This window comes from Candidatus Marinimicrobia bacterium CG08_land_8_20_14_0_20_45_22, assembly GCA_002774355.1.
In the GTDB taxonomy this organism is placed as follows: domain Bacteria; phylum Fidelibacterota; class UBA2242; order UBA2242; family UBA2242; genus 0-14-0-20-45-22.
Window position 1 is genome coordinate 1 of the sequence record PEYN01000007.1, and the last position, 23,971, is coordinate 23,971.

The following is a 23,971-nucleotide window of genomic DNA, read 5'->3' on the forward strand; positions in this document are numbered from 1 at the left end:
TTTTCTCGGAACTAAAGGGAAACTTCTTAAAGCCTTGATGGAAGAAAAAAAACGAGAACGTGATCTATGAAAAAATATGTTCTTGATAGTTACGCATTGTTAGCATACGCTGAAAATGAAGTCGGATCCCAGGCGGTCAGTGAAATATTAAAAGATGCGCTTTCAGGAAAATCGACAATCTACGTTTCGGTCATTAACTGGGGAGAAATGTACTTTATTGCCCTCCGGGAAAGCGGGAAAATCAAGGCTAAATTATATCGGAATCTCTTTGAACAATACCCAATTAAAATAATAGACGCCGATCAAAAAATTACCTTATTGGCGGCCGAATTAAAGGCTACTAACAGAATTTCATACGCCGATTCATTCGCCGCAGCCCTGGCCCAGCAAAAGAACGCCGAATTGGTTACCGGCGATACGGAGTTCAAACAACTCGAGAATCAAATCAAGATCGTATGGATATAAAAATGCCAGAGAGCAGATTACAGTTAATTAAAACCATTACCGGCAACATTTCCCGACCTTTCGTCAAATATCCAAAAGGCGAATCCGAAGGACACGTCGAAATTCACCGTCCGGATGGAGTCGTTCAGCCGTTGGTTAGTATCATTATTCCAACGGTCGGCGCGGCGAGGAACGATTTCCTGCCGAATTTACTGAACCAAATCGCGCAGCAGACATACCGGAATTTCGAAATGATTATCGTGATTGGCGATTCGCGACAGGGACGCGCCATCAATTGCGGCGCGGCGCTGGCGTCCGGAAAATATCTCATGACATTCGATGATGACACGCGGTTAGGTTCGGACGATCTGATCGAAAAAATGGTGCAGATCGTTTCTACTCACCCGGAGGTCGGCATGGCAGGCGTGGCGAATTTAGTACCGGACGATGCTGGATGGTTCGTCCGCCGTATAATGAAAGAACTTCCGCGCCGGACGTCGTCGATAGTCGATGAAATCACCGAAAGCGATCTGGCCGAGCATCCCTGTTGCATGATTCCACGCGAAGTTTTCCTGCAGGTCGGCGGGGAAAACGAACTGATCCCGCGCGGACTCGATCCGTATCTGCGCCGGGAAATCCGCAATGCCGGATTCAAAGTCGTCGTCCTGCCCGGGCTATTCATTCATCACCTGCCGCCGCAGACATTTAAAAAATTCGTCCGGCAATTTTATCGCAATGGCAGAATGGCGGCATACGTCAATAAATTTTATCCGCAATTTGTCGTCGAATTGCCGACGCAACACGGCGAAGAAGTCCGGGAAAAACGGTCGGTTCAGCTCCGGGCAATTTCTTATTTTTGGAGACTGCTCAAATCTGTTCTCACCTTAAAAGTTTTTTATCTTCTAAGTTTGGTTTTATATTTGTCCGGTTATTTGGTCGGTTATTTATTCCTGAGAGAAAATGGTGTCTGAAAAAAGATCGCTTGTCATTCCCAACGATTTTCCGCCAGTCGTCAGCGGCATCGCGACCTATTTCTATGAAATCTGGCGATATTTCCCAACAGAAAATCACTACATTTTATGCCCGAAAGACAACGGTTGGAAAGCATTCGACCGCGAGGCAAATCTCAACGTCATCCGTCGGAGAATTCCATCCGGCGATTCTATAACGGCCAAACTTTTAAAGGGAAAATTGTACGCGTTTTGGGTTCTGATTTTACACCTGAAATACCAGTTCGATGTCATTCATTGCGGACAGGTTCTTTCATCCGGTTTCGCTGGATGGCTGATGAAAAAACTCTTCCGTGTCCCTTACGTCGTTTATGTTTACGGTTCGGAGACTTTTCGGTTTGGCAGAAATCCAATTTTCATTCGGTTTATCAGGATCATTCTAAAAAACGCCGATCTGATTGTTCCAAATAGCCATTTCACACGAGACGAATTTCTGGCGCTGGGAATTTCGCCGAAGAAATTTCGGATCGTGACGCCGGGAGTTGATACGACTCGATTTAACATTGGAATAAAAGACGCGGCTTTACTAAAAAAATATAACCTTGCAGGGAAAATTGTTCTGCTTACGGTCGCTCGTCTCGATGAACGCAAAGGACACGATATGGTCATCCGCGCTTTGCCTGCGCTGGTGAAAAAATTTCCGCAGATTGTCTATCTGATCGTCGGTAAAGGTCGCGAGGAAGCCCGGCTGAAACAGATCGCTGCCGAAAACGGCGTGACTGATTATGTCATTTTTTGCGGATATGTGGCGGATGCGGATTTGCCGAAATTCTATCAACTCTGTGATATTTTTATTTTACTGAATAGACAAACGGCTGATGATGATCGTCTTCGCGGCGATTATGAAGGTTTCGGAATCGTTTTCCTTGAAGCGTCCGCTTGCGGAAAGCCGGTCGTCGCTGGCAACTATGGCGGCATTGCCGACGCAGTTGTGGATGGTCAATCGGGCTTTATCCTGAACCTTCGGGACGGCACAAGCGGCGAAATCGTTCAAGGAACACTCGAACGACTCATCAGCCAGCCCGAACTAAGAGAAAAACTCGGCCGTTTTGGGCGACAACGCGCGGTCGAATCATTCGACTGGACGTTGATAAGTAGGGAAATTAGCCAATTGAAAGTTGGAAGTTGAAGATTGAACCCCGCCGTTGGCAGGGGATAATTTCAAATAGCAAATTGCAGATTTCAAATTGGGCGCTTAATTGTCAGCCTGAGCTACAAGTAGAAAAAGTTGAAAATTGAAAATTGAAAATTTGTCACGACGCATAACCCGAAACCCGTTAACCGAAACCCGAAACCCGTTAACCGAAACCCATAACCCGTTACCCAAAACCCGTAACCCGTTAACCAAAGCCCGTAACCCGTTACCCGTTACCCGTTACCCGTTACCCGTTACCCGTCACCCGTCACCCGTTACCCGTCACCCGTTACCCGTTACCCGTTACCCGTTACCCGTTACCCGAAACCTGTAACCGATGACCTAAAAATGACTGAACTTAATCTACAACATCTATCCCGACCCGAAGCGTTTCAGACGACGATTTCCGTCAAAGTCCGCGCAAAGGCGCATGATATCGCCACGGATTTGCACGGCAAAATTCTTGACGTCGGTTGTGGCAACGGCATTTTTCTCCTCGAGTGGAGCGCCGGCGCCGACCAATTGACGCAACTCTTCGGACTGGATTACGACGGCGATGCGCTGAACGAAGCGAAACTCATTTTCAAGGACAATCATCTCCCGTCAGATAGATTTATCCGTGGAGACGCTTTCCATCTGCCTTTTCCGGAAAACACGTTCGACGCGGTCTTCTGTCTGAATACGCTGATCAACATCCACCCGTTTTCGCGCGTGTCGGCGCTTTTATCGGAACTACAACGCATCTGTAAAAAAGGCGGAAAAATCGTATTTGATTACCGCAATTCCTACAATCCCGTTTTAAAAAGCCGCTACATTTACAATTCGATGAGTGGCAGATTAACGACGCACGCACACAAATGGGCGGATTTCGCCGAACTGCGGGAAAAATTGGGAATCCGACATGCCAAAAAAAAATCTATTGGTTTGCGATTTCCGTTATTTTCGCTTGGTTTTATAATAACTTGGGAAAAAGAGTGATATTGCAAATTGAAAATCTTAAAATTCCAATATCAAATGGAAAAGTTTAATAAAAACGAAGACGCAAAAGCACGAAGATTTCTATTTCGAAAATCCCCTGCGTGTCTTGGCGCCTTGGTGTTAAAAGATTGGAAAGTTTTAAATGATTAGACGAATGCCAACAGCCGGAACACCGATTTCACTTGCCGAGACCGTCCGCGGTGTTATGGGTTTTACCGAACAGAAAAAAGTTATCGCCGATTTTCGATCGGCTCTCTGCAATTTTCTCAATGTCGAAAATCTGGCAGTAGTCAACTCAGGTACAACGGCAATTTTCGTTCTGTTCGAATTGTACAAACAGTTACGCAAATCCGGCGAACAAGACGAAGTGATCCTTCCAGCATACACCGCGCCGTCGCTCCTTTTACCAATCGAAGCGGCTGGTTTGAAGGCGCAACTTGTCGATATTGATTCCAGCACATTTAACATGAACGTCAATTCGTTACCATCTGCGATTTCCGATAAAACGCTTGCCATTATGCCGGTACACATGTTCGGTTTGCCATGCGCGGTCGAACCGATTATTGCTCTCGTTAAAAATCTTGACCTCTTCGTCGTTGAAGATGCGGCGTCTTCTTTAGGAACGACGACTGACGGTAAACATACCGGAACGATTGCGCCCTTTGGATTCTATTCGCTAAATCGCGGAAAGAACATTTCGACGATGGCCGGTGGAATTATCGTTTGGAAAGAAAATCAACTTAACGAAACAATCGAAAACATTGTCGCAGATTTGCAGACGTTGCCGAAACACGCTCAAGCAATTATGACGATGAGAATGATCGGCTTAAGTTTGGCGGTTCGGCCGTTTTTTTACTCTCTCCTCTCACCTATTATTTCCCGATATAAGTACACGACGCTTCACACGCACTTCGACTCTTTTCAATTCACAACGATGCAAGCGGGTTTAGGAAAAAGTCTCTGGAAACGAGCAGATGTCCTCACGCGGCGACGCCAGGAAAATGGAGAATCTCTGGCCGCAATTTTCCGAAATAAGGAGGGTTTTACAATTCCAACGATTCCGGAAACCGCGGCAGTCGCTTTTAATCAATTTCCTGTCGTCGTTCACGATCTGAACAGAAGAAAAACACTCGTCGATAAACTTCTCGCGCAAGGCATCGAAACGACGTATTTATACGAAAAACCGCTTCACCACATTTTCCCCGAACTGAATCCCGACAGTACCGCATTTCCCAACGCTACATATTTAGCTGAACATTTGTTGCTCATTCCACCTCACGCGCAAATTTGCCCTACAATCATCAGAAAAATCCGGAATGTCGTCGAATCTGTCTAAGCAAAAAACCAGAAAAGTCCTGTTGCTCATCACGCGGCTTGATCGCGGAGGCTCGGCGGAAGTAACGCTACAATTAGCCGCCGGACTCGTCGAAAAAGGTTACCAAGTCAAATTGATTTCTGGGAAAACCGTCGAACCGAGTTTTGATCCAGTGGAATACGCCAAAAAACACCGGTTTTCAATTTCATTTATTCCGTCATTAGCCCGTTCGTTGAATCTAATTTTGGACGTCGCCGCATTTTTCAAAATTTACCGGGCGATTCTTCATTTTAAGCCGGAAATCCTTCATACCAACACTTCCAAGGCTGGTTTTTTAGGACGATTTGCCGGCCGGCTGGCGCATGTTCCAGTTATCGTTCACTCAGCGCACGGGCATATTTTTTACGGTTATTATTCCGGGCGAATGAGCCGAGTTTTCGTTTATCTGGAAATTCTCGCCGCACATTGTTGCGATAGAATTCTAAATCTGACCGAGCGTGGAATGAACGATCATATTCGCGAGCGAATCGCGAAGCCGGAAAAATTTGTCGTTTCGTCGTGCGGCATCGAAATCGATCGGTTTTACCAAGCGTCATCCCAAAAGCGATCATCGAATGAGATCGTTGTCTGCTGGGCTGGTCGAGCGGTGACTGTAAAGAACCTGCCGATGTTCATCAGAGCCGCCGGTATTTTGCAGAAAAGGCGCATACCAGTTCGATGCGTTGTCGCTGGCGACGGAGAAACGCTAACAGGTTGCCAAAAACTTGCCGCCGATTTGCAGTTAAGCAATACACAATTTCTCGGTTTTCGGCACGATCTGCCGGAAATTTTCGCCGCCAGCGATCTATTCGTTCTCACTTCGCTAAACGAAGGATTCGGTCGCGTTATCATCGAAGCAATGGCGTCCGGTTTACCGGTTATCGCCACAAATGTCGGCGGCGTTCCGGAAATTGTTCAGGAAGGCATCCATGGTTTTTTAGTTCCTTCCGACGACGATAAATTTTTGGCTGACGCTATTGAAAAACTCGTTTTGGATGAACCTTTGCGGACATCGATCGGATTAACAAACAAAAAAGTTGCGAAATATTATTCATTGACTAATTATATTAACCGAGTGTGTGCTATTTATGAGGAATTACTAAGACAGAAAGAGCAATTGCATGAAAACTCGTTTTAAAATTATCCTCATCGTCCTCTCGCTCAATGTCTGCCTTTTCCCGCAAGCCAACGACAAATATATTCGCTTAAAAACCGGCATTCACTTTGATTCCAAAGTCAGCGGCGGGGAATATGATCCCGCCGAACTTGGCGCAATTGTCGATCGAAGCGATCTGGATGTTGCAATCATCACGGATCACGATAATATGAAAGTCAGTTATGGCATCGCTCCGTTCCAGAACCTTTTAAAATATTCCATCGAAGAAAATTCTGTCAGAAGTTTCGGCGTTAAAAACTATCTAAACCTCATTGATCAAATCGACAATACTTATAGAGATGTTATCATCATGCCGGGCGTCGAAGCCGTACCGTTTTATTACTGGCAAGGCTCGCCGATGAATGAAAACCTGCGGCTGGAAAACTGGCACACGCACCTTTTGGTTTTTGGGATGAACTCAGTAGAGGATTATCAAAATCTCCCCTCTTTGGCCAATGGCATCGGCTTTAAAACTCCATCCGGACATCTGTTTAAATATATCGGTACGCATTTCATGTATTTCTCAACGTGTCTGCTGGCGATTATCCTTTTTTTAATCTCGTTCTTTTCGATCGTTCGACAAAAAACAACCCTGGACATTGCTCGGGTTCATCGTAAGAGTTACCGCTATCGAATCTCATGGATGGCTTTGATATTTGCAGTGATTTTCGGTGTTTATCTTAAAAGTGAGTTTCCGTTCCTTCCTCGGCTTTATGATCAATATCATGAAAATCCAGGCGCCGGTCCGTTTCAGCAACTGATCGATTACGTAAACGATAAAAACGGGTTGATTTTTTGGTCGCATCCCGAAGTCAGTCATACGGAAGAGAGAACGGTCAATATCCCCTTAATTCCACAAAAGATCGTAATTGAGACGGAAGCTTATCCGCAACTCATATCGCAAACGACCGGTTACACGGGTTTTGCTATATTTTGGGAAGGATTTAAAATCATCGGTAAACCGGGCGGACTCTGGGATTTGGTTTTGACAGAATATTGCAACGGATTTCGGGAAAAACCGGTTTGGGGAATCGGCGAACTCGATTTTGAAGAATCAAACAATCTATCGCTGGTGACCGAAACCAACACGTTTATTTTTGCCAAGGAGAAGAGTCGTAAAGGTGTTATCGACGCTTATCGCGCAGGACGTATGTATTCAACACGCGGATTTACCGGGAATAAGATCGTTTTGGACGATTTTTCGGCTTACGACATGCGGACAGGGAAAAACGCTTTCATCGGCGAAACGCTTCCTTTATCGCACCCCCCCGTGGTTCTGCACATTCGCATGAAATCTCTGGAAAATTCAAAATCACCGCAGACCGTTTTTCTTTTCCGAGGTAATGTTTGCATTCAACAATTTCAATTATTCAATTTACTGGACGAATGGTTTGTCGATGAAAACCCGCCAAAAAACCGGATGTTCTACTACCGCGTTTACCTCGGTGAAAAGTGGCAAACGCTGGTCACGAACCCAATTTTTGTGAAGCGATAATTGAATCAGTCGTTGACTTTGAACGCAATTTTATAGAGGAGAAATGTTATTGCCGCCAAAAAGCAGAACTGACCGAATTGAAGATAAGCCTGCGCTTCAACGTAAAACGGACGCAAAGTCAGGCGGGAAACCAGTCCCATAATGATCGAAATGATTCCGAGAATAATGCTAGTTCTGATGATGGTTGTCATTTTTACTCCCTTAGTAAATTTCAAATGTTCGTTTAGAAGGTAATTCATAGCAAAACGATAGTCAAGAAAATAGTATGATTTGTTCGATCCACCAACCGCAGACGTTTCCTTGGCTTGGATATTTTGCAAAAATCCACCAGTCGAATATTTTCGTTTTCCTGGATAATGTCCAATTCAAGAAAAATGAATGGCAAAATCGGAACAAAATTCTTTCAAAAGACGGTTGGCAATGGCTCACCGTTCCGGTGCTTCATCGCTTCGGACAGGACATTCGTGAGATCGTAATAAATTCAACGGAAAGATGGCGGCATAAACATCTACAAGCACTACAAACTAATTACGCAAAAGCCCCTTTTTTTAAGAAATATTTCCCCGAAATTCAATCGCTCTATGAAACGGACTGGACATATTTGTCCGATTTCAATATTCGGACAGTTCTGTGGGGAATGGAGAAACTCGGCATCGAAACACCGACGCGCATTGCGTCGGAGATCGAAGAACTGGCTAAATATCCGGATATTACGCCAGATGACAGGCTGATCCTGACGACCCGGCTTCTCTCTTGTGAAACCTATCTTTCTGGAGAAGGTGGACACAATTATCTTGTACCGGCACATTTTTCCGATACAGGCATTCGACTGATCTTCCAGAAGTTCAATCATCCTGTTTACCCGCAGTTCGGCGATCGGTTTGTCAGCCATCTTTCATTTCTGGACTTGTTGTTTTTTATGGGTTCCGACAGTCAAAAAATTTTTAAAGGAGGCATTCAAAATGCTGAATCTGAATAGGAAATTGCGCATTCTGGCAATCGGCGCGCATCCCGATGATATCGAAATCGGTTGCGGCGGTACGTTGGCAAAATACGCACACCTTGGCCATGATGTATATTTATTTATCGCCACGGATGGCGCGGCAGGCGGAGACTCGGCAATGCGTCGTCAGGAACAAGAAGTCTCTAAATCCATCATGAAATCTAGAGAAATTTTCTGGGGCGATTTTTCCGACACACAGATTAACATCGACCAAATATCCATCAATCTTATAGAAGGCGTTATCCATAAAATTCAACCTGACTTGATTTTCATCAATTATCACGATGACACACATCAGGATCATCGGCATATTGCGGCAATTACCATTTCTGCTACACGCTATATTCCAAACGTTCTGTTCTACGAAACGCCTACGACCCAGAATTTTCAGCCGCATCTTTATGTGGACATCGGACAGAAATTTTTCGACTTGAAAATTCAGATGTTGAATGCGCATGCGTCGCAGGTCAACCGAACGAATATTTTGAACATGTCAATTTTGGAAGTCGCACGATCGGCGGCTCACTTCCGCGGCGTTCAGGCGCGCGTCCCGTTTGCTGAAGCATTCGAGTCCGTACGGCTCATCATCAATATACCGGATTTTCATGATTCCGCATTATAAACCCAGTTTTGATGAAACCGATGTCGCCGCCGCGGCATCCGTTATCCGATCAGGTCATCTGGCGCAGGGCGAAGTGGTTACCGCTCTCGAACATCGGTTCGCAGAATTGACAAACCGGCGTCACGCGGTTGCCGTCTCATCAGGAACAACGGCACTTACAATGTCGCTGTTAGTTATGAAAATTGGCGTTGGCGATGAAGTAATTATTCCCAGTTATACCTGTTCGGCGCTATGGCATGCTGTACGTGCCATTGGCGCAACGCCAGTTTTCTGCGAAATTGAAAAAGTTTCTTACAACCTCGATCCAGAAGAAATTCGTAAAAAAATCTCCATAAAAACCAAGGCGGTTATTTTCCCGCACATGTTCGGGCAACCGGGAAGAATCGACGAAGCAACCAATTTAGGCGTACCGATCATAGAAGATATCGCTCAGGGAATTGGCGGTAAAATTCTTAACCAGCCCGTCGGCTCTTTCGGCGATATCACGATCTCATCATTTTACGCAACCAAACCAATTGGCGCGGGTGAAGGCGGCATTGTTTTGACAGACAATTTGAAACTCGCCGAAAAAATTCGCTCGCTTCGGGAATACGACGAACAGGAGACATTGACGCCACGCTTCAATGCTAAGATGACGGATCTGACAGCGGCGATCGCTCTATCTCAATTAGATAAATTCCCTTTATTAACCGAAAAACGAAAAAAGATTTTCCGAACCTACTTGACCGCATTTGGAAAGGCTCTCGTCATCCCAAATATAACCCTCACGGATATCGCCAGCAATTTTTACCGATGCATTATTCAAACTCCTAATACGGATGACGCGATCCGGATGGCGGAAACTTACAACATCCGACTCCGGAAACCCGTCTTCAAGCCACTGCATCTTTACAGTTCGCATGAAAAATTAGAAATCACCGAATCCGCATGGGAACATCAGGTTTCCATACCGATTTTCCCATCTATGTCAGATGAAGAAATTTCTCTGGTTATTTCAAAAATGAATCCTATATTTTCGGCAAAGTTATGAACGACCGTAAAAGATTGGTATTTCGACTTCTGGTGCTTCCATTTTTGGCGGCGATTTTGTTACCGTATTCAATGAAACGATGGATGTTCAATCACAACTTTTCGATTTTCTATTATCTGCTCGTTTCATCTGGAATAAGTTTCGGATTGATTCCTGTAATGTACAAATTAGGAATGGCGATGGACATTACAGACCACCCGGGCGGACGACACACACACAAACACCTGACGCCACGCACTGGCGGGATTGCTATTTTTATCACCTTTATCATCACACTAAATTTAGTCGTTGATCCCCCGCGCGAATTTCAAGGACTTTTTTGGGCATCTTGCATCATCGCCTTTATTGGGATCATAGACGATATCAAGAGTTTGCCGGCAACTATCAAGATGCTCGGACAGGTTGTCGCTGTTACTGTCCTGATCTGGTATGGAATTACATTTACTTTTTTGCCAAATACATTTATCGGAAATGCCATTGAAATTTTGTTGACCTATTTATGGATTCTTGGAATCGTCAACGCATTCAATTGTCTGGATGGAATGGACGGGTTAGCGGCAGGTGTCGGGATCATTATTTCAGGATTCTTCGCGTGGATCGCTTATTCGGTTGGAGATTCCTTTTTGATGGTCGTCAGCATCATTTTACTTGGCTCGATACTAGGCTTTTTCCCTTATAATTCTCGCATTCGGAATGAAGGATTGATTTTTCTAGGCGATACCGGCAGTACGTTTGTTGGTTTTACTATCGCCACTTTGTCGATCTACGGTAACTGGGGGCGTGATAAAAGCGTCGATTTGATCATCCCGGTTCTGTTGCTTGCCGTCCCGATCACGGATATGATTATGACCACGATTATTCGAACCACGCGCAAACAGGTACGGTCGTTCCGCGAATTGATGGCTTATGCAGGCAACGACCATTTTCATCATCGGCTCCAGCAACTGGGCATCAAACCGAAACAGACAGTGTTTGTGATTTATCTATTGACGATCATCATGGGACTTATTTCTCTTTTGCTGAAACACGGCGATTTCGCCTCCAGTTTGATTTCACTTGCCATAGTCATTATCATCTTCTATCTGATCATTGCGTTCATGCTTCATACGGATCAAGAAAAAAATCAGGTCGATAAAAAATGATTTCATTGCAAACCACAATTATATTAATTTTGGTGTGTTATGTATGCTGAATATTGGAAGTTAAAAGAAAAACCGTTTGAGAATTCACCGGATCCGAAGTTCCTCTTTCATTCTGCACAGCATGATGAAGCCCTCATGCGCTTACTGTATGCGATTCAGAGTTCCAAAGGTGCGGCGCTGTTGACCGGCGAATACGGCTGTGGAAAAACCCTCCTCATGCATACGATCGTCTCAGAGCTGTCGTCCGGACAGTTCAGCATAGCCTATTTGACGAACCCGCGATGGAACGCCAGTGAATTGATTCAGGAAATTCTATATCAGCTGGAAATCAATTCCGATCCAACTTCCCGAATCAAAATGCTTCACGACCTGAACGATTTTTTATTCAACAACGTTAGGAACAAAAAACATACAATCATCATCGTCGATGAAGCGCAGATCATTTCGGATGTGGATACTTTCGAGGAACTCCGCCTTCTCTTAAACTTTCAATTGAACGATCGTTTCCTGATCTCCCTCTTTCTGGTCGGACAGCCGGAATTAAACGACATGGTTAAAAATATTCACCAGTTGGATCAGCGTATTGCAATTCGTTATCATCTGAAACGTTTTTCAGAAACGGATACCAAAGCTTATATCAACTACCGATTAAAAATCGCCGGCAGGATGGAGCCGATTTTCACCGAAGCCGCGTTTCATGAGATTTACGAATACACCAAAGGTACTCCGCGAATTATCAACAACATCTGCGATCTCAGTTTGGTAGTCGGGTTCGGAAAACATGTTCCACTCATCGACGAACATATCATTCGGGGAATCATCGAATCGGAAGGTAAATAATATGGTCCGGATGCGGGACATCATGAAATCTTATGATGACATTCAGAAAGAATCAAAATCTGAAGAACCACCAGCACAACCTAAGCCGGAACTAACTCAGGAAAACGAATCGTTATTCTCAGGTCTAATTGGTCTGGACGCGATTCGGAATGCAATTCAGAGTAATCTCAAGACAAAGGAGTCCAGTCAGATTTTTGCCCCAAAACAGAGACCGGAATCCGCGACGCCGACAACTTCTTCGGTTCCTCCACAAGTTGAGCCCCTGCCGCCGATATCGCCTAAAAAGGAACCGGTTATCGTTGTCCCTCATCCGTCACCAATTCAGCCGGTTCAACCTAAGCCGGAACCGATTCAAACCGCTCCTGAACAGGCACTACCGAAAGAGTCAATCGAAGAGGCGACAGTGACTAGACTTTATATGGATTTGCATCGGATAATGGAAAAAGTCGTCACAGACATTAAAAATGATCAACCAATTTCTGTCGAACCGCTCAAAGCGGTCATTCCTGAATTGATCAACTCGGTTTCCAGCGGTGAATTATTATTCCTGAAAGCAATCCAGCGAAAACGTTACGCGACATGGGTCATTTCCCATTCCGTCAACGTGGCTATTTTTGCGCTTAAAATCGGCAACGGACTTAAATATACACGTGAAAAACAAGGACAACTGGCACTTGCCGCTTTATTACACGACGTTGGCATGGTGAAAGTCCCCAACCGTATTTTATTTAAACATGGAAAACTTACCGACGCGGAGTTTGATCATATTCGGGAACATCCCATCCACGGATTCGAAATCGTTAAACACCTAAACGACGAATATCCATTCATTGTTAATGCCGTCTATCAAGAGCAGGAACGCGAAGACGGCTCCGGCTATCCTCAAGGTTTACAGTCCAACGAAATTTCCGAATACGCTAAAATCATCGGCGTTGCTGACGTTTTTGAGGCGCTCGTCCATGGCAGAACATACCGCGATGGATTCATCACATACAATGCAATCCAAAAAATCATCGAAAGTAAAGCCAAACAATTCAGTCCGAAAATCATCCGCGCACTCGTCAATGGCGTTTCGATGTATCCAATAGGTAGTTTGGTAAAACTAAGCACGGATGAAATCGCCCGCGTGGTTTCCGTCAACTCACTGCGTCCCGTACGCCCCGTCGTCGAAGTCCTCGAAGATAACGAAGGCAGAAAACTAAAAACTCCGCTTCGTATCAATCTGGAGACGGAACCACTGATTTATATCACCAAACCGATCACCGAATAACGACCGGCGTTTTCATTAATTTCTCTGAATTAAAATCATCATGGCCGATTCATCTGGAATATTAACCTTGATGACATCCGACAAGCGTTTTTGAATTTCTATAAAATTAGCCTTATTGATAAAAACGTTCGAATATTTCATAACATCATCCCGGGAAAAACAAACATTCAACAATACGAACAGGTCAGAATGATCTAACTGAATTTTCATTTCCTCCGTTCCGCCAGCTAACTCGAAGTATCGAACCGAGTTTGCGGCGGGGCGGTAATGCAATACTGTATATCCATACGAACCGGCGACAACCAGAGAGCGCCGGTTTTTTTGCGCCAGACAGACAGCCAATTTAACAAGCGTCTTCTCGCCATCTGTTTTCACATTGGTCATTTGTTCGGATTTCGTGATAATTTCCGAAGGCGAAGTCTCGACACGAAGAAGTGTATTAAGACTACCTTTGAACTCTGCCAACCGATCAGTATTGAAAATAACACCAAACTCATAAAAAATGCGAGATACTTTTCCTTTCTGTTAAGAAAATCGAGCCACGATCTTTGCCATGAAACAGCCACCGAAATACTTCCGACGACCAAAATCAGAAACCAAAGATAATAAGTCATTTCTTGCGTAAAAATAACAATCGGCTTGAAAGAATAACGATTCTCGAACAAATTAAAAATAACAGAAAATCCGACTATCGCGATGGTAAGAATCTGAAAACCATCTCTGCTTAACAGATTTCGTTGGTGAAAAATCAAATCCCAGATAACTAATAAAATGAATATTATCACAGCAAGAAAAAGGAATGTATATGCGGTCGAAGTGAGACTCCAAACGAATGAAAATTCGGCTAAAAACGGATTATCATCCCATAGGACAATATATTTTCGAAGACAAAATTGCGACAGACAAACAAAGAGAACTAACGCAAATATTCCACCTCCTAACAAAGCGAGATTGCGTTTCGTCGTCATTCTGATCTTTAGAAATATATACTTGATCGACTGGTAAAGGCAAAAAATCGCCAATCCGATGACAATCTCTCGTTCAAATCCGTACATCTTAATGAATGTTGGAACCCGATAAAAAGTGACATCCACGATGAAAACGAGCGTTAAAAGCGCTATTGCCGCAGAAAGAAACAAGAAAATTTTAAGGTAACCTTTAGTTTTTTCTCAGATAGATTTTTTCTACGCCGACAAATTATGCGACTATCCACCCCGTTCATTATACGCCAAATACCATTAGTCTCTCAACAAACTCTTGAGTATAAATCTATTTAAATAGATAATCAAGGATTCCCGAATAATGGCAGGATTTTTTAGAAAGTGAAAATATATGTTTTGACGGAATAAAACAGAATATTCGTCGAATTAAGAATTTAAACGGGGTTATTCCCGGCATCGACGTAAACAAATACCGGTTTCCAGTTTTTCAACTCTTTTTCATCGACAATTGCATAGGAAAGTATAATGATCAGATCACCTGGTTGCGCTAAACGCGCGGCGGCGCCGTTCAGACAAATTTCCCGCTTCCCGGCTGTTCCTTCAATGACATAAGTATCAAAGCGGGATCCGTTGTTGATATTCAGTATCTGTACTCTTTCATTAATGTGCAGATGAGCGGCGGCGATCAATTCATGGTCAATTGTAATGCTTCCTTCGTAATTCAAACGCGTTTCCGTGACAGTCGCGCGGTGTATCTTAGATTTCAACATCTGAATGTTCATTAATTTCCTCTCATTCTTAATCAAAAATCGATAAAATTTACTCATAATCCGCCTATGAATCAATTCCCTTGTATTTTCATCCAATTTTACTAAGTTTCAAACGATGGTTACTGAATTGGAGAAAAAGCACTAACAAAGCATGGAAGCGATCCTTCGAATAGATACAGCCTTATTTTACTTTCTCAATGTCAAAATTGCTAATCCGTTTTTTGACTGGATTATGCCAATTCTGACCAATATCGTCTTTCTTTTTTCCACCTTCGTAATTCTTGCCATCATTTTGCTTATTTTCGGTAACAAAAAAGTCCGAATTGCTATCATTATTTCAATTCTGGCAGTTTCAACATCAGATGTCATCTGCGCGCGTATTTTAAAGCCCACTTTTAAAAGAATCCGACCTTCTCGTTCGCTCGATAACATTCATTTACTAGTAAAAAAAGGCGGAAAATATGGTTTTCCGTCGAACCATGCAGCGAATGTCTCTGCGGGTATGTTTGTTCTTTCTTTCTTTTTCCGTAAATATCGCTATGCTTTTCTGACCTTTGCGCTTGTCATCGCTTTTTCTCGCGTTTACGTCGGCGTTCATTTTCCGCTGGATGTTCTGGCGGGACTCCTGTTGGGTGTTTTATTCGCCGTATTCTGGATCGGCGTCTGGACATTTATCAGAAATCGAGAAGAAAAAAAAGGGCGAACATTTTTTTCATTGATAGATTATGCAACCAAATAAATTGGATAAAGTTATGGGAATTAATCAGCACAAGAAAAAGAGAAGAACATGGCTTTCACAAGGAGGTAAGTCAGCGCTCATTATGCTCATTGCAGGATTGTTTTTCTTCGTTATTTTACGTCAGTTATGGAGTTGTTAACCGATTTCAGCGCCGGAAGGATATCCAAAACCTTCAACACGGTGTCGATTTTCCCAAACGGCATTGAAATCTGAACTCCATTAACGGAGGGAAAAATTTGTTGAATCGTCTCGCGGGCAATCTCCAAGCCAGTATTTAACGCTGATTCGCGCGTTTGTGCGGAAGCCATGCGTTTTAATATTTCATCCGGAACATGAGTCCCGGGAATTTCATTATTCATAAATTCAGCATTCCGAAGGCTGACCAAAGGCCAGATACCCGCAACGATCGGAATCCCGAACGGTCGGATTCTCTCCAAAAAACTGAACAATATATCGACATCAAATACCGGCTGGGTAATTGCAAATTCCGCTCCAGCTTTCACCTTCCACTCGAACCGGCGCAACTCGTTATCCAGATCGATTGCTCCCGGATTAACGCCAACACCAATTAAATACTCCGTTGGTCTGCCAATCGGATTTCCGCCGAGATCAATGCCATGATTCAACCGATTAACAACATTCACCAAACCGATGGAGTCAATGTCAAAAACCGCAGTTGCATTGGGTAGGTCGCCCATTTTGGGCGGATCGCCAGTAATAAGAAGCAAATTCCGCAATCCCAACGCGTGAATTCCCAGCAAGTCTGAAATAATCCCGAGAAGATTACGATCGCGACAAGTATAATGAACGATCGGTTCGATTCCCACTTCATCCAGAATAATCTTCGACAAATAGGTCGCGCCCATTCGGGAAAGAGCGCGTGGTCCTTCAGGAATATTAACTGAATCGACTTTCACTTCTCTCAAAATTCGCGTCGCGGAAATTGCCGCCGAGACCTCAATTCCTCGCGGCGGGACGAGTTCGACGCTGGTTACAAATTCCCGGCTCGCTAATTTTGTGGCAAATTTAGATTTTTGCTCGATTGGAACAGGATTTACACCTGGAATCGTGGCCGGTTTGATATCGATACGGTGTCCCTTCCGACCAGGAATCAGCGATTGAATTGCGCTTCGCATCGCTTGGATGTATTCCGGTGTCGTTCCGCAACAACCGCCAACTATTTTGGCGCCAGCCTGAATAAATCGACGTGCGTATTCTGCCATGTATTCTGCCGATGACAGATAAATTGCCCTATTCTCAATTTTTTTCGGAAAACCGGCATTGGGTTGAATGGAAATCGGCAAATCGGTCATAGGAATCATGCGCTCCAAAGAAGATAGCATCATGTGTGGGCCCACACCGCAATTCAGTCCGACTATATCCGGTTCGAATTTTGTTAATTGCTGAGCAACTTGTTCGATCGGCGTTCCATAACTTGTATTTCCGTTTTCATCGATTGTCATCTGTGCGATAACCGGCAAAGAACAGACTCTGCGCACGGCCTTGATCGCCTGATGAATTTCATTCAAATCTGAAAATGTTTCCAAAATGATTAGATCAACGCCGCCATCGGCAAGCGCTTTAATCTGGTCTCCGAACGCCTCCTCCGCTTCGCCTTCTGATGTCGGTCCCCATGGCTCGATCCGAATACCCAAAGGTCCAACAGAACCGGCGATCCACAGATTTTCTCCGGCAACTTCACGGGCGATATGCGCGCCGCGGAAGTTGATGGCGTAAAGTTCCTCGTTATACCCATAAGCGCTTAGTTTAAATCGATTCGCTCCGAAAGTATTCGTTTCGATAACATCGGCTCCCGCTTGAACGTAACCCAGATGAATTTCCTTCACTAAATCCGGCTTACTTAAATTAAGTTCATCATAACAACGATTGATATAAATTCCCCGCGCATATATAGAAGTTCCCATCGCGCCGTCGAACAAAACAATATTGTCCCGCAGAAAATCGAGAAATTTTACTCGACTCATTGATTCTCCATTTTCAGTTTGTTTTCCATCTTAAAACTAAACGAAATTAATGTTTCCTTATGAATAATTTCAACTTTATTTCATAGAAACTCCTGTCAGCAGTTTGTAAATTGATTCAGAGTTTTGACAAATTGAAAGGATAATAAATACATGGTCAATCCATTTTTAATCGGGAATAAATGCTACCTTCGCCCGGCAACTCTCGAAGACGCCGAGTTTATTTCGGTGGGCGAAAATTGTCCCGCCGTCCGGGAAACATTGTTCCTCGCTCTGCCGATGGACATCGAAAAAGAACGTGAGAAACTACGGCAACAGTTGGCTTCCAAAGAAACGATCCTATTTACAATTGTCGATAAAATAACCGACCAACCTATTGGTCAAACAGCTTTTGTTCGGGTCGATTATATCAGTAGTGCCACTGTTTTTTATATCGCCATCCTTGATCCGGAATTCTGGGGCAAAGGTGCTGGCACAGAGGCTTCACAAATGATGGTCGATTATGCATTTGAGACGCTCAACATTAATCGCATCCAGCTTCATGTTTTCGCAGGAAATACAGCCGCAATAAAAATCTATCAAAAAATCGGCTATATCAAAGAGGGCGTTCTCCGGCAGGCAATGTATCATCACGGCGAATACTGCGATTTCTGGGTCATGGGCATTCTGAAAAAAGACCGGCTGAAAAATAAACGGGGCAGAAAATAATTTTCAGATCAATGCCGAAAGTCGAATTGCACTTGCATCTAGAAGGCGCTTTCACTCTGGAATCGCTTGATCGCCTGATTTGAATATTCTCGTTCTCGTCGGATAAAAGAATATTTTACGCACTATTCAACTTTTATGTTGCATAATTGCCGGGTAAAAAATAATTTCACTCTGTTCTTTTTAATTGGATTTAAAATGTCGGTATAGAGGCATTTTAAGCAGAGAAACACGATAGGGAAGCTCGTGAAAATCGGGCACAGCCCCGCTACTGTAATCGCGGACGTTCCTGCAAAAGCCACGGATCATTCAATCTGGAAGGCGCAGGGTAACGGTTGATGCGAGAGTCAGGATACCTGGTGTTCGCTCTGGCCAATCTGAAGTACGCGGGTTATCAAGGGTTAGGCGGGTGTGTCGATCAATTTTTCATCTAAATAAAATCATTGCGCTTGGGCTTCTACCCTTAGCGGCTTTTGCTTTCGAAAGGTTCGCCGGCTCAATTTGTGATATTAACGGACAGTCGGTCGTCTATGTCTTTATCTACAACCAAACCCGCGATCACTGGATTGTCAGTAACGAGCGCGGTGAATTTATTTTACCAGATAATTTTCAGTGCGGCGATTCGCTGGTTTTTACCCGACTTGGTTATCAGCCGAGGTCGATTATTCTAAACGATTCTCGTTTGCCGATCTCGGTCGTTCTCCCTTTTGCGCCGGTTAAATTGGATTCGGTTACAGTTTCAGGTCGAAAATTTTCCGTAAAGCGCAAGGACATCACTCTGCGACAAATCGAACGCACTGCCGATCTGGGAGCGGTCGAACACCGGCGCCTGTTGACCAATATTCCCGGTTTATATTTAAAATCCTACGGCGGGCCGACCGGCGTCAGCACTCTGAGTATCGATGGTTCACCGGCGACACATACCAAGGTCATTATCGCCGGATTTGACGTAACCAGCGCCCAAAACGGTCAGATCGATCTTTCGCAACTCCCTCCCGCTTTCGTGGCCAATATTCTCTACTCGCCCGATCAATCGGGAAGCAATAGTTTTGAGAACTCCGAAGGTTTAATCAATATCGAACCAGCTTCTGGAAAAACCGGAATCTCCTGCGCGGCTGGCAGTTATGGAAAAACCGGTCTGAATGCTAATCTCGACCTCCGTAAAGCCAACTGGAACAGCAACCTCCTGCTGGGCTACAATTCTTATCGTGGCGATTACCGGGTTACCTGGCGCGATGATAGTTTTAAACGTGAAAACAATCAATTCTTACAACGATATTTCAACTGGCAGGCCGGTTATATCTTTAAATCGCGGGCTTTTCTGCGCCTGATGGCATTTTATTCAGAACAGAAACGCGGGGTGGCCGGATTGGTCTGGAATCCTTCTCCCGATGCTTATCGCCGGGATGCGCTCGGATTATTGGGACTGAAAGCCGGCTGGACGAATGCGAACGGCCACTCTTATTTTCAGATAATGCACCGTTATTCGCTGGAAAAATACGTTAATCCTACAATTGCGATCAATAGTCGGCATATCGTTACGACCGATCAGGTAATCTTCAACACCAGCCGCAATTTCCGGATTCTCAGTTTCGACTATACCTCCGACCTGAAATCCGATCATCTCCGGAGCAAAGATGCTGGAAATCATTCGCGTCTGACGTTTACGAACGTTTTGGCCATTCCATGGGATTTCTTCACAAAATACGAACTGCGTCCCTGGATCAAATTCGATTACTCACCGGATTTGTATCAGAAAACGACCTGGGGAACCCGCTTGAGCTATAATGGGAAGAAATTCTTACGGTCATTCTCCGGCAGTTACGGACATTATTACGCTTATCCCACATTCAACGATCTCTATTGGCAACCGGGCGGCAATCCAAATTTGAAACCGGACGAAACAATCAAATACGAGATCGACCTTGCACTTCAATTCGGTCGGCATATCAACCTCCTTTTCGACGGTTATTATAAAAAGGATAAGAACCTGATCCAATGGACGCCCGTGCAATCTTATTGGCAACCATCGAATATCTCGCACGCTATCCGACAAGGCTGGAAAGTAGTACTGAACTGGTCTCTGCCGCTTTGGCCGGTCGATGGATTCCTGCAGGGCGCCTTCAATCAATCCCAAAACCTCACGGAAGGCGACAACTACGGCAAAGCCCTGCGCTATACACCGCGCCGTTCGTACGGCACCGGCCTTAATATCAAATTCGGGCCCTTCGTCTCCCGAACGACAGCCGAATATGTCGGCTCAAGGATTGCCATGTACAACTGGCCGGAGAATGTTTTGTTGTCCAAATACGTCGTTTTCAATACAAACTTAGCATATAGTCTCGACACCCGTCTCGGAACCTTTATTTTCGTTTGCGGCATCGATAATCTGACCAATGAATCTTTCGAAAGCATGCAGGGTTACCCCGAACCGGGGCGCGCACTGACCGGAACAATCAAATACAGTTTAAAATGAAAGGAATAAAAATGAAAATCAAACAAATCGCATTCTCTTTTTTAGTCATGTTTCGACTCGGATTCTCACTGGATTACACTTACATTCTGTGCGAAGGCAATTTCAGTTCGACCAACGCTTCGTTGTGGCAATTGGCAGGAACGGATCAATTGACCGGGCCGATTCACTGGAACTTTCCTGATAATCCGCTGGGCGACGTCGGCCAGAATTTGCGGGTCTATCAGGATAAACTTTATATTGTTATGAACAACTCAAACTCGCTGGAAGTCATGGACTTGGCTGATGGCGTCGCATACAAGCGCACGGTGAAATTGCTCCATGCCGGCCCGCGCGACATTGCCTTCATCGACAATCATGCCTATATCACCTGCTGGTACATTAAAGGAATTTTGGCATTAAATCTGGACACTTACGAAATCGATGATACAGTCGCGATCAACGGCCTGCCCGAAAACATTCTTGCCAATCATGGCAAATTATATGTATCAATCGCTATGAATTCGGATTGGTCATCTTCCGATAAAGTCATCATCCTCGATTCCACGGCCGCCAAATATCAGCCGGTTGACACTTTCACCGTCATTCCCGGCCCGAATCAATTACTGCTGAATGATAACAAGCTTTACGTTCTCAGCACTTATTATGACACTTCCTGGAATTCTTACACAGGAACCTCGCGAATCGATCTCCAAACCGGACAAGTACTCACAAAAGTGCATGGTGGCGCCACAAACTTCTGCGAAGACATTGCCCTAATTAACAATAAAGTTTACCGAACATACAACGGCGGCGTGGCGCCTCTGACCGACACGCTGGGGATCGACAGCGCGAAGAGCATCGGCAATTATTCCGGCATCTATTCGATGGCTTTTAACGGCACCTATCTTTTTCTTGGCCTGAGCGATTATACCGCTCCGGATCAGGTCGTCATTCTGGACACGCTCGGCAATTTAATTAATACTCTTACCGTCGGCGTCTGCCCCGGCTCATTCGCTTTCTATTCCAGCACTAACGCTATAGAAAACGAACTTACCAACGCGAATCAACCGGGTGAATTCAGACTTCTGCCGAATTATCCCAATCCATTCAACAACCGAACGATTTTGACGTTCTACCTGAAGAATGAGAATACCGTGCAATTGTCAATCTATAATCTGACCGGCGAATTAGTCGCCGAGCTGGGCGGCGAAAGATTCACGAGCGGGTATCATTCCATTGGCTGGGACGGCCGCGATATGAACGGATTAATCGTTCCGACCGGAATGTACTTAACTCAGATGAAAGTTCAGGACACAGCACAGATCAGGAAAATGATGTTTATGAAATAAACTACTCTTTACCCAAACGGGCTTATCAGCGCACGCCCCGATCAACCGGTGCGTGCGCTTTTTTTATTAGCAACTACAGTTTATAGATCAGGCTCAGTTCGATGCTTCTGTTCTTACAATTTGTGAGGATGTCGGTATAATCGAAAATATAATTCAAACCGTGATAATAGGAAGTTCTGGCAAAATAGCAGCTATTTTTTCCCTTTAAGCCAAATAAGAGATTAAGGTTTTTTCATTAGGTCTGAGGACATCACGAAACAGAAATAGTGCGAAGTCTATAAGCGTCTCAACACAGAGCATTGAGACGAGGATTGAAAACTTTCTGCGACCTCTGTGGTTTTTCTCTCTAACGCTCCCGCTATTTCCAGAACACTTCCAACGCCTGATGCAGGCAATCCACTTCGATCGGCGTCGCACCGAACATTTCGCCGTCCGGTGTCAAGACCTTCGGAACGTCTGTTTCAATCCGGATGTGTTTAGCCTGAATTGACTCGATCTCTTTGAGGTGAATATGCTCGCCGGTAAAAATCTTCGGGAAACATTTCAGCAGGCGGATTCTGCCGAGTTTGTTGGTGATCGTCACGTCGAGTTTGCCATCGTCGATCTCCGCCTTTGGCGCCATGAGGAAGTTCGACGTCCATCGCGTATTGGAAATCTCAACGAAGATCGCGTCACGTTCAAGTATCTGTCCGTCGAGTTCGATCCGCATCGGCGTGGATTTCAGAAAGATCGTCTGTTGCAGAACGCCTAGAGTATAAGACACATTCCCGAATACTTTGAGTTTCTGGGCGACGGCATTCACATCGGCGACGAATCCCAAACCGACAATATTGAGAAAGTAGAAATATTCGCCTTGCGTGAGAATCCGGCCGACATCGACCTTCCGCGGTTTATTCAGAGCGATCACACGAATCGCTTCCTTCCAATCCACAACATCGGGATTGAGATCGCGATAGACGGCGTTGCCTGTGCCAATCGGTAGAAATTCCCAGCGGAATGCGCTTCTGGGACGTATTCCGGAAATAACCGTTGACGAATTCGAACAACGTGCCGTCGCCGCCCGCCGCGACGATCCCGTCATATTGTGTGAAGTCCGCGTCCCGGACGATTTCCGTTCCGTTTCCTTTATGCGTCGTGATCCGGAATTCGGTGTCGATGCCGATCTCACTGAAAAATGCTTCGACTTCCGGCAAGATCTTTTCAGCGCGTCGATGCGCGGCCTGAGGATTATAGACTACAAGAATTTTCATGATTCGTTTCCCCTTCGTTTAATATTACTATTCATTAATTTCATCGTTAATTCAAATCCGCAGGCGAACGCACTTCGGCAAAAGCGAATACCTGACCGGCGGATAGCCGATCATTTCGCCGTCAGCTTCGATGATGACAGGCTGACCGTCGATTTCCATCCTCACTTCATGAACGGTTTGGTATTCCGCCTGCGGTTTTTTCAAAATCGTTCCGGAATAGAGCGACGGAATCATTCCGAGCGTCCGAAATTTTCCCGTTTCACCAATCGTGACAACGTGCAAATAACCGTCGTCATAAGTC

The 23,971-nt window shown here is 44.8% G+C and carries 25 protein-coding genes and 1 riboswitch; of the genes, 17 read left to right on the plus strand and 8 right to left on the minus strand.

Annotated features, from left to right (window positions below):
• Nucleotides 1-66: 66 nt before the first annotated feature.
• The 7 genes from COT43_00435 to COT43_00465 all read left to right on the plus strand — a co-directional run bounded on the left by COT43_00435 (nucleotide 67) and on the right by COT43_00465 (nucleotide 7,572).
• Complete coding sequence (locus tag COT43_00435; protein ID PIS31008.1) at nucleotides 67-465, plus strand: hypothetical protein; 399 nt, start codon at nucleotides 67-69, stop codon at nucleotides 463-465.
• Nucleotides 456-1,415, plus strand: coding sequence for a hypothetical protein (locus COT43_00440; protein PIS31009.1), 960 nt, complete (start codon nucleotides 456-458; stop codon nucleotides 1,413-1,415). Before COT43_00435 ends, COT43_00440 begins: the two co-directional genes overlap by 10 nt.
• On the plus strand, nucleotides 1,405-2,583 hold the full coding sequence (locus COT43_00445; GenBank protein PIS31010.1) for a hypothetical protein: 1,179 nt from the start codon (nucleotides 1,405-1,407) through the stop codon (nucleotides 2,581-2,583). The genes COT43_00440 and COT43_00445 overlap by 11 nt, the downstream gene beginning before the upstream one ends.
• Nucleotides 2,584-2,937: 354 nt before the next feature.
• Nucleotides 2,938-3,567, plus strand: coding sequence for a hypothetical protein (locus COT43_00450; GenBank protein ID PIS31011.1), 630 nt, complete (start codon nucleotides 2,938-2,940; stop codon nucleotides 3,565-3,567).
• A 142-nt stretch (nucleotides 3,568-3,709) separates the two neighbouring features.
• Nucleotides 3,710-4,903 (plus strand): hypothetical protein, encoded by a 1,194-nt coding sequence (locus COT43_00455; GenBank protein PIS31012.1) that lies wholly within the window; start codon nucleotides 3,710-3,712, stop codon nucleotides 4,901-4,903.
• Nucleotides 4,884-6,059, plus strand: coding sequence for a hypothetical protein (locus COT43_00460; GenBank protein ID PIS31013.1), 1,176 nt, complete (start codon nucleotides 4,884-4,886; stop codon nucleotides 6,057-6,059). Before COT43_00455 ends, COT43_00460 begins: the two co-directional genes overlap by 20 nt.
• A complete protein-coding gene (locus tag COT43_00465; GenBank protein ID PIS31014.1) occupies nucleotides 6,043-7,572 on the plus strand; it encodes a hypothetical protein in 1,530 nt (509 codons plus the stop codon). Before COT43_00460 ends, COT43_00465 begins: the two co-directional genes overlap by 17 nt.
• A gap of 5 nt (nucleotides 7,573-7,577) precedes the next feature.
• On the opposite strand, the gene COT43_00470 is transcribed toward COT43_00465, so the two are convergent.
• Nucleotides 7,578-7,763, minus strand: a complete 186-nt coding sequence (locus COT43_00470; GenBank protein PIS31015.1) for a hypothetical protein — start codon at nucleotides 7,761-7,763, stop codon at nucleotides 7,578-7,580.
• 74 nt (nucleotides 7,764-7,837) lie between these two features.
• On the opposite strand from COT43_00470, the gene COT43_00475 reads away from it, so the two are divergent.
• Genes COT43_00475 through COT43_00500 form a run of 6 tightly spaced genes read left to right on the plus strand, consistent with a single transcriptional unit; the run spans nucleotide 7,838 to nucleotide 13,479 of the window.
• Entirely contained in the window at nucleotides 7,838-8,551 is a 714-nt protein-coding gene (locus COT43_00475) for a hypothetical protein (protein ID PIS31016.1), read from the plus strand.
• On the plus strand, nucleotides 8,535-9,197 hold the full coding sequence (locus tag COT43_00480; GenBank protein ID PIS31017.1) for a GlcNAc-PI de-N-acetylase: 663 nt from the start codon (nucleotides 8,535-8,537) through the stop codon (nucleotides 9,195-9,197). The genes COT43_00475 and COT43_00480 overlap by 17 nt, the downstream gene beginning before the upstream one ends.
• Nucleotides 9,181-10,227, plus strand: a complete 1,047-nt coding sequence (locus COT43_00485) for a hypothetical protein (GenBank protein PIS31018.1) — start codon at nucleotides 9,181-9,183, stop codon at nucleotides 10,225-10,227. The genes COT43_00480 and COT43_00485 overlap by 17 nt, the downstream gene beginning before the upstream one ends.
• Complete coding sequence (locus COT43_00490) at nucleotides 10,224-11,369, plus strand: hypothetical protein (GenBank protein PIS31019.1); 1,146 nt, start codon at nucleotides 10,224-10,226, stop codon at nucleotides 11,367-11,369. Before COT43_00485 ends, COT43_00490 begins: the two co-directional genes overlap by 4 nt.
• A gap of 39 nt (nucleotides 11,370-11,408) precedes the next feature.
• Nucleotides 11,409-12,209, plus strand: a complete 801-nt coding sequence (locus COT43_00495) for a hypothetical protein (GenBank protein ID PIS31020.1) — start codon at nucleotides 11,409-11,411, stop codon at nucleotides 12,207-12,209.
• Complete coding sequence (locus COT43_00500; protein ID PIS31021.1) at nucleotides 12,151-13,479, plus strand: hypothetical protein; 1,329 nt, start codon at nucleotides 12,151-12,153, stop codon at nucleotides 13,477-13,479. Before COT43_00495 ends, COT43_00500 begins: the two co-directional genes overlap by 59 nt.
• Before the next feature lie 15 nt (nucleotides 13,480-13,494).
• Here COT43_00500 and COT43_00505 read toward each other — a convergent pair whose 3' ends face one another.
• The 3 genes from COT43_00505 to COT43_00515 all read right to left on the minus strand — a co-directional run bounded on the left by COT43_00505 (nucleotide 13,495) and on the right by COT43_00515 (nucleotide 15,202).
• Nucleotides 13,495-13,863, minus strand: coding sequence for a hypothetical protein (locus COT43_00505; protein ID PIS31022.1), 369 nt, complete (start codon nucleotides 13,861-13,863; stop codon nucleotides 13,495-13,497).
• The gene (locus COT43_00510; GenBank protein PIS31023.1) at nucleotides 13,860-14,618 is read right to left on the minus strand and encodes a hypothetical protein; all 759 of its coding nucleotides are present in this window, start codon (nucleotides 14,616-14,618) and stop codon (nucleotides 13,860-13,862) included. Before COT43_00510 ends, COT43_00505 begins: the two co-directional genes overlap by 4 nt.
• Before the next feature lie 236 nt (nucleotides 14,619-14,854).
• On the minus strand, nucleotides 14,855-15,202 hold the full coding sequence (locus COT43_00515) for an aspartate 1-decarboxylase (protein PIS31032.1): 348 nt from the start codon (nucleotides 15,200-15,202) through the stop codon (nucleotides 14,855-14,857).
• A gap of 139 nt (nucleotides 15,203-15,341) precedes the next feature.
• Here COT43_00515 and COT43_00520 point away from each other — a divergent pair, with 139 nt between their 5' ends.
• On the plus strand, nucleotides 15,342-15,929 hold the full coding sequence (locus COT43_00520; GenBank protein PIS31024.1) for a phosphatase PAP2 family protein: 588 nt from the start codon (nucleotides 15,342-15,344) through the stop codon (nucleotides 15,927-15,929).
• A gap of 110 nt (nucleotides 15,930-16,039) precedes the next feature.
• Here the strand turns inward: COT43_00520 and COT43_00525 are convergent, their stop codons facing one another.
• Nucleotides 16,040-17,914, minus strand: coding sequence for a bifunctional homocysteine S-methyltransferase/methylenetetrahydrofolate reductase (locus COT43_00525; protein PIS31025.1), 1,875 nt, complete (start codon nucleotides 17,912-17,914; stop codon nucleotides 16,040-16,042).
• 150 nt (nucleotides 17,915-18,064) lie between these two features.
• On the opposite strand from COT43_00525, the gene COT43_00530 reads away from it, so the two are divergent.
• The 3 genes from COT43_00530 to COT43_00540 all read left to right on the plus strand — a co-directional run bounded on the left by COT43_00530 (nucleotide 18,065) and on the right by COT43_00540 (nucleotide 22,420).
• Entirely contained in the window at nucleotides 18,065-18,619 is a 555-nt protein-coding gene (locus tag COT43_00530) for a hypothetical protein (protein ID PIS31026.1), read from the plus strand.
• 179 nt (nucleotides 18,620-18,798) lie between these two features.
• Nucleotides 18,799-18,995: riboswitch (cobalamin riboswitch) on the plus strand.
• Between the two features lie 30 nt (nucleotides 18,996-19,025).
• The gene (locus COT43_00535) at nucleotides 19,026-21,092 is read left to right on the plus strand and encodes a hypothetical protein (protein ID PIS31027.1); all 2,067 of its coding nucleotides are present in this window, start codon (nucleotides 19,026-19,028) and stop codon (nucleotides 21,090-21,092) included.
• Entirely contained in the window at nucleotides 21,089-22,420 is a 1,332-nt protein-coding gene (locus COT43_00540) for a hypothetical protein (GenBank protein ID PIS31028.1), read from the plus strand. The genes COT43_00535 and COT43_00540 overlap by 4 nt, the downstream gene beginning before the upstream one ends.
• Nucleotides 22,421-22,778: 358 nt before the next feature.
• Here the strand turns inward: COT43_00540 and COT43_00545 are convergent, their stop codons facing one another.
• The 3 genes from COT43_00545 to COT43_00555 form a co-directional block, all read right to left on the minus strand.
• Nucleotides 22,779-23,327: a hypothetical protein gene (locus tag COT43_00545; GenBank protein ID PIS31029.1), complete on the minus strand. Its 549-nt coding sequence runs from the start codon at nucleotides 23,325-23,327 to the stop codon at nucleotides 22,779-22,781.
• Nucleotides 23,311-23,670 carry a hypothetical protein gene (locus COT43_00550; GenBank protein ID PIS31030.1) on the minus strand — a complete coding sequence of 120 codons (360 nt, stop codon included), beginning with the start codon at nucleotides 23,668-23,670 and terminating at the stop codon, nucleotides 23,311-23,313. The genes COT43_00545 and COT43_00550 overlap by 17 nt, the downstream gene beginning before the upstream one ends.
• Before the next feature lie 51 nt (nucleotides 23,671-23,721).
• Nucleotides 23,722-23,971: hypothetical protein (locus COT43_00555; GenBank protein ID PIS31031.1), on the minus strand; the 250-nt coding region annotated here is incomplete at its 5' end.